The 6,394-nt window shown below is 69.0% G+C and carries 5 protein-coding genes; 2 read left to right on the top strand and 3 right to left on the bottom strand.

Annotation, left to right across the window (positions count from 1 at the left end; all coding sequences use genetic code 11):
• Positions 1-186: 186 nt before the first annotated feature.
• From LL648_RS35120 to LL648_RS35110, 3 genes are all read right to left on the bottom strand, one after another.
• Positions 187-2,187 carry an ABC transporter permease gene (locus tag LL648_RS35120; RefSeq protein ID WP_232667140.1) on the bottom strand — a complete coding sequence of 667 codons (2,001 nt, stop codon included), beginning with the start codon at positions 2,185-2,187 and terminating at the stop codon, positions 187-189.
• A gap of 5 nt (positions 2,188-2,192) precedes the next feature.
• Positions 2,193-3,623 carry an extracellular solute-binding protein gene (locus LL648_RS35115; RefSeq protein ID WP_232667139.1) on the bottom strand — a complete coding sequence of 477 codons (1,431 nt, stop codon included), beginning with the start codon at positions 3,621-3,623 and terminating at the stop codon, positions 2,193-2,195.
• Positions 3,624-3,761: 138 nt separating this feature from the next.
• Entirely contained in the window at positions 3,762-4,496 is a 735-nt protein-coding gene (locus tag LL648_RS35110; RefSeq protein WP_232667138.1) for a FadR/GntR family transcriptional regulator, read from the bottom strand.
• A gap of 52 nt (positions 4,497-4,548) precedes the next feature.
• On the opposite strand from LL648_RS35110, the gene LL648_RS35105 reads away from it, so the two are divergent.
• Entirely contained in the window at positions 4,549-5,703 is a 1,155-nt protein-coding gene (locus tag LL648_RS35105; RefSeq protein WP_232667137.1) for a mandelate racemase/muconate lactonizing enzyme family protein, read from the top strand.
• An 11-nt stretch (positions 5,704-5,714) separates the two neighbouring features.
• A complete protein-coding gene (locus tag LL648_RS35100) occupies positions 5,715-6,389 on the top strand; it encodes an RraA family protein (protein ID WP_232667136.1) in 675 nt (224 codons plus the stop codon).
• The last annotated feature ends 5 nt before the right edge of the window (positions 6,390-6,394 follow it).

Raw genomic sequence — 6,394 nt, 5'->3', positions numbered from 1 at the left:
TGGCTTTCCTGCCCTCCCCAACCCTTGGGCGACGGCGCGAACGGCACTCTCGATCGGCCAACGCCAGGAACCTCGGGCGCCGGTCCACCGCGGTGGCTGCAGCGATTCACCTGACAGCCACAGTCAGGCCCTGTGGGGCAGGAAAGTGGCTTTCCTGACCCCCGTGCGCGACCCGCCCCCCGGGGGTCAGCCCTTCACCGCACCCGCCGTCAGGCCTTCGGTCAGGAACCGCTGCCCGAACGCGTACATGAGCACCACCGGGATGCTGATCAGCAGCGACGCGGCGGCCAGCTGGCCCTGCGGCACGACGTCCCCGAAGATCATCGACTGCATGCCGACCGGCAGGGTCATGTACTCGTTGCGGGTGATGAACACGAACGCGAAGAGGAACTCGTTCCACGCGTTGGTGAGGGTGAACAGGGCAACGGCGAGCAGGCCCGGTTTCGCCAGCGGCAGCACGATCCGCAGGAACGCACCGAACCGCGTGCACCCGTCCACCAGCGCCGATTCCTCCAGGTCGGCGGGGATCGACTTGAAGTAGCCCACGAGCAGCCACGTCGCGAACGGCAGCGTGAACGTCGGGTAGGTGACGACCAGCGACCACAGCGAATCGTTGAGCCCGATCCCGCTCATCATCTGGTAGAGCGGGATGAACAGCAGCGCGCCCGGCATCACGTAGGTGAGCAGGATCGTCACCGTGAAGCTCTCCGAACCGCGGAACTTCAGCCGGGCCAGCGCGTAGCCGGCCAGCGCCGCGCAGATCAGCGCGATCAGCGTCGACGCCCCGGCCACCAGCACCGTGTTCACGTACCAGGTGCCGAACGCCCGGCCGGAGAACAGGTTGGTGAACTGCTCGGTGCTCCACGGGGTGGGCCAGAGGTCGTTGGTGCGCATGACGATCTGGTCGTCGGACTTGAAGGCGGTGACCGTCATCCAGTAGAGCGGGGCGAGCACGAATCCGAGCAGCCCCACGAGAGCGACGCCCGTGCCGGTGCCGTTGACCACCCTGGCGGCCGTCCGGTTCCCCCGCGCGGCGAGCGTCGAGACGACCCGCCCGACGACGGCCGCGAGCAGCACGAACACGCCGAGCACCAGCGCGGCCTTCCACACGATGTGCGGCGACGCCCACACCAGCACCAGCACCGAGACCGCAACGATCACCCACGGCATCGCCGCGCGCTGGGCCGGGGTCAGCCGGCTGCGCCCGAGGTCGCCGCTGCCGGGCTGGTCGCTGCGCCGCATCATCCGCACGAGCACCAGCACGAGGATGCCGACGATCGGCAGCATCACCAGCGTCACCGCGGCGCCCGCGCCCAGCTGCAGCTGCTGGATCGCCTTCGAGTACGCCACCATCACGTACGGGGCGGTGGCATCACCGGGGCCGCCCTGTGTCATCAGCCAGATCAGGTCGAAGTTGTTGAACGTCCAGATGGACGACAGCAGCACCGTCACGATCATGACGTGACGCAGCCCCGGCAGCGTGATGTGCCGGAACCGCTGCCAGGGCGAGGCCCCGTCCACCATGGCCGCCTCGTACAGGCCGGCGTCGATGGCCTTGAGCCCGGCGAGGAAGGTCACCGTGAAGAACGGGATGCCCTTCCAGACGTTGACCAGGATGACCGCCGGCATCGCAAGCTCGGGGTCGGAGAGCCACTCCGCCGGCCAGCTGTCGACCAGCCCGATCGCGGCGAGCACCGGACCGATCCCCGAGTCGGTGAGCAGCGTGTTGACGCTGCCGAAGATCGGGTCGAACAGCGACCGCCACGTGAACGCCGTGACGACCGTCGGCACCACCCACGGCAGCAGGATCACCCCGGCGAGCACGGCCCGACCGCGGCGCATGTGGTGCAGCATCAGCGCCGCGATCAGCCCGAGGGTGACCTTGAAGATCTCGGCGTAGGCGGTGAAGACGAACGAGTTGAGCACGCCCTTGTGGAACACCGCGTCGTCGACGAGCGCCGTGTAGTTGTCCAGCCCGACGAACACGGATTCCGCGCCGTGCCGCTCGGTGGTGCTGGTGACGACGGAGCTGATGATCGGGAAGAGGATCAGCGCCGCGACGAGCAGCCCGGTCGGCGCGATGAACGCCGCGGCGAGCTTCCAGTCGCGCCCGAACACCCGCTGGGCGCCCGAGAGCGACGACGGCCCGGCCGCCCGCGGGCCGGACGGGGCCGGCCGCGGACGCACGACGGTCACTGCTTGTAGCCCTGCTGCTCGAAGATCTGCACCATCCGCTCGTGCGTGGTCGCCACGGCCTGCGCCGCCGGGGTGCCCTGGACGACCGACTGCATCATGTCGGTGAGCAGGTAGGCGGCCACCGCAGCCTGCTGGCCGGGGCTCGGGGGCTGCGGGAACGAGTAGCCGGTGGTGGTGGTCAGCGGGAGCGGCGTGCGGGTCTGCTCCCGGATCGGGCCGTAGGCCGGGTCACCGGAGGAGTAGTACGGGTCGGAATCCCACACCTTCTCCCACGCCGGGTTGACCAGGCAGGGCGCGCCCTGCGCAACACCCAGCAGCGCGCTCCCGCTCACCATGAACTTCGCCACCTGCTTGGCCAGGTCGGGGTTCTTCGCCCCCTTGAACACGACGAACGAGTTCGACTGGCCGTACGCCAACGGCTTGTCGATCGCCGGACCGGTCGCGCCGCTGATCACGTGCGTGTTCGCGTAGACGGGGTTGCCCTTGGTCTTCGAGTCGGCGTACACGCTGAACTGGTTGAGCGTGAGCCCGAGGATCTGGGCCAGCCAGTTCTCGTTGTTGCTGGAGTCGGTCCAGCTCTCGATCCCGGGCGGGAGCATCGGCTTGTACTTCGGGTTCGTGTAGATGTCGCCGATGAACGAGACCGCCTCGACGGTCTCCGGGGAGTTCAGCGTCACCTTCCGGCCGGTGTTGTCGGCGATCGCCCCGCCGTAGGTGTTGATGACGTTCTCGATGAACCCGTTGGCGTCGCCCGAGCGGTTCACCGTGAGGCCCCAGCCGAACCGGCGCTTCGCCGGGTCGGAGACCGCGAGCGCGTTGTCGCGCAGCTCCTCCCAGCTGTAGTGCGGCTTGAGGGCGATCCCCTTCTCCGCGTACCAGTCCTTGCGCAGGTACATCCCGGACGCGATGAAGTGGTACGGGATGGCGAACCAGCGACCCTCGAAGACGCAGTAGTTTGTGGCCTCGGTGGCGGGCTCGCCGTAAAGCTTCTTCATCTCCTCGACGACGTCGGTGACGTCGGTGAGGTCGCCGAGGTTGTGCAGCTGGCCGACGAACCGGGCATCACTCATGAACGCGAGGTCGCGAGCCGTGCCCGCCTTCACGTCGGCGTCCATCTTCGCGACCAGGTCGCCGGCATCACCAGAGACCAGGTCGTTCTGGACCGTGGTGCCGGTGGCCTGCGCGAACGCCTGCAACGACCGGTCGAGCGCCTGGTTGGCGGCTTCGGAGTACAGCTTCTGCGAGAGCATCCCGGCCGACTGCCCGCGGAACGGGGCTGCGGCGTCGAGCACCGCCTGCGAAACCTGGACGTCCACCTTGGGCGCGGCGGGTGGGCCGCCACCGCAGGCGGCGGCGGTGAGCCCGACGGCGCCGAGCGCGCTCATCCCCAGGAACTTCCGTCTCGACCACACAAGATCAGGTGCCATGACAACTCCTCCTGCGTCCGACGTTGGACGCGTCCGACCGGGGCGACGGTGCAACCGACGGGGCGAAGCGGCAGGGGCGCCGTTTCGCCTCCTACGAGGAACGGGATCGTGCGGAACGCGGGATCTACGCCGAGCGGACTACGGCGCCCGTTCGAGATCGCTCCGCTTGGCCTTCTGCGGGAGCAGCGGGGAGTTGCCCTCCATGTGGACCCGCATGGCCTCGCGCGCGGCGTCCGGGTCGCGGGCCTCCAGCGCCCGGAAGATCCGCGCGTGGTCGACTGTGGCGTTGGGCAAGCTGCCTTTGTTGGTCACCCGGCGGCTGGCGATGCCGAGCCAGCGGGCCGAGTACATGATGCGGTCGAGAATGCGGTTCTCCGCGGCCCGGCAGATCTCCATGTGGAACTCCTGGTCGACCTCCAGGTACGCGGCCGGGTCGGATTCGAGGCTCGCCATCCGGTCCACCGCCTCACGCAGCCGGGCCAACGTCTCGTCGCTGATCACGACCGCCGCCATCGCGGCGAGCCCCGGCTCCAGCAGCTCGCGCATCTGGTGCAGCTCGCGCAGCAGGCCGTCGACGTGCTCGTCGGGGAGCCATTCGGCGAGCAGCGGGCTCAGGTAGTCCCACTCGGCCTGCGGGCGGACGGTGACGCGGCGGCCTTGCGCAATGTCGACGATGTCGAGCGACGCGAGGATCTTGAGCGTCTCGCGGGCGACCACGCGGGAGACGCCGAACTCCTGCAAGATGTCGAGCTCGGACGGCGCGCGGCCGTCCTCGATGCCGCCCTCGACGATCCGTCGGGTCAGGCGCGCAGCGACCTGCACCGGGAGCGTGCGGACCTTCACGGGGTCCTCGGCCTCTTGTCTCCTCGGCATCTCATCAGCTTATATGACATGTGGCGCTCGTCACCAATCCCGGGAGGTAACAATGCGGATCGTCGACGTCCGGACAGCGGTGGTCGCCTATCACGGGCAGGCCACCCTGGTGCGGATCGACACCGATGAGGGGCTCACCGGGTACGGCGAGGCGAACCCCGACGCCGGCGCGGGCGGCGTCGTCGGGCTGATCAACTCCTTCAAGGAGCTGCTCATCGGCGAGGACCCGCGCAACGTCGAACGCTGCTGGGAGAAGCTGCGCCGCCGCGTCTTCGCCGGACCACAGGCCGGGGTGTTCGTGATCGCGCTCAGCGGCATCGAGCTGGCCTTGTGGGACCTCGCGGGCAAGGCCGCCGGCCAGCCGGTGCACCGGATGCTGGGCGGGAAGTTCCGCGACCGGATCCGGCTCTACGCCGACTGCGGCGACGGCGACGACCCCGCCGGCTCCGTCGCCGGCTGCATCGACCGGGCCCAGCGGATGGTCGAGGAGGGCTTCACCGCGATCAAGTTCGACATCGACGACCTGGGCCACCCCGCCAAGTTCGACGCCTTCAACCACACCGTGAACGCCGCTGAGCTGCGCTCGATGGTCGAGCGGGTCGCCGCGGTGCGCGAGGCCATCGGCCCCGACGTCGATCTCGCCATCGACCTGCACGCCCGCTACGACGTGCCCAGCGCCTGCCGGATCGCGTGGGAGCTGGAGCCGTTCGGGCTCATGTGGCTGGAGGAGCCGGTGCCGGCGGAGAACGTCGACGCGCTGGTGCGGGTGCGCGCACAGACCCGCACCCCGATCTGCGCGGGCGAGAACCTCTACCTCAGGTGGGGCTTCCGCGAGCTGCTGGAGAAGGGGGCGGTCGACGTGATCGAGCCCGACGTCCCGAAGTGCGGCGGGCTCGCCGAGGCCAAGAAGATCGCCAACCTCGCCGAGATGCACTACATCCCGTTCGCCCCGCACCTGGTCTCCACCCCGCTGGGCACGATGGCGACCGCCCACCAGTGTGCGGCCATCCCCAACTTCTACGTGCAGGAGTGGCACGCACTGGAAGAGCGCGACGTGTGGGACAGCTACGTGATCGCGCCCGACGGCAGCGGCTCGATCGTCAAGGACGGCTACATCATCCCGCCCGACACCCCAGGCATCGGCGTCGAGCTGGACATGGACGCCGTGCGCGCGCACGCCGTCCCGGGCTTCGGAATCTTCGAGTGAGGGGCGCGAGCATGGACACGGCAAAGCGGTTGAAGGCCCTCTACACCGCGGTCGTCTACGACGTCATGGACGAGATGGGCCTGCCAAACCAGTGCCTCGACCTCGCGATCGCGCCGCTCGACCGTTCGATGCAGGTGGCCGGGCCCGCGTTCACCGCGATCGCCGGGCCCGACATGCGAGCGCGCGAGGAGATGCCGCCGAACCCCAAGCTCGCCGATTTCGGCATCTTCACGCAGATGTACGAGGGCTGCGTCGTGGTCGTCGGTGCGGCGGGCGAGCGGCAGAGCGGCATCTGGGGTGAGCTGATGAGCAACGCCAGCCGGGTGCGCGGCGCCACCGGCATCGTCATCGACGGCGGCATCCGCGACGGCCGGCTCGTGCGCGAGATCGACGGCCTCGGCGTGTTCGCCCGCTACACCTCCCCCATCGAGTCGCTGCACCGTTCCCGCATCCGCGACATCGAGGTCCCGATCTCGGTCACCGGCAGCCTCACCAGCCAGGTCAGGATCGACCCGGGCGACTGGATCTTCGGCGACGAGGACGGTGTGCTGGTCATCCCGAAGGACGCGCTCGACGAGGTGCTGGCGAAGTCGGAAGAGGCCAAGGACGTCGAGGACAAGGTGCGCGAGGAGGTCCAGGCGGGGGTGCCCGTCTCCGATGTCTACAACAAGTACGGTCGCCTGTAAACCGT

The sequence above is a fragment of the Pseudonocardia sp. TRM90224 genome (assembly GCF_021245725.1).
GTDB lineage: Bacteria > Actinomycetota > Actinomycetes > Mycobacteriales > Pseudonocardiaceae > Pseudonocardia.
The sequence above is the reverse complement of the archived record's forward strand: the minus strand, read 5'-3'. Positions and strand labels throughout refer to the sequence as shown.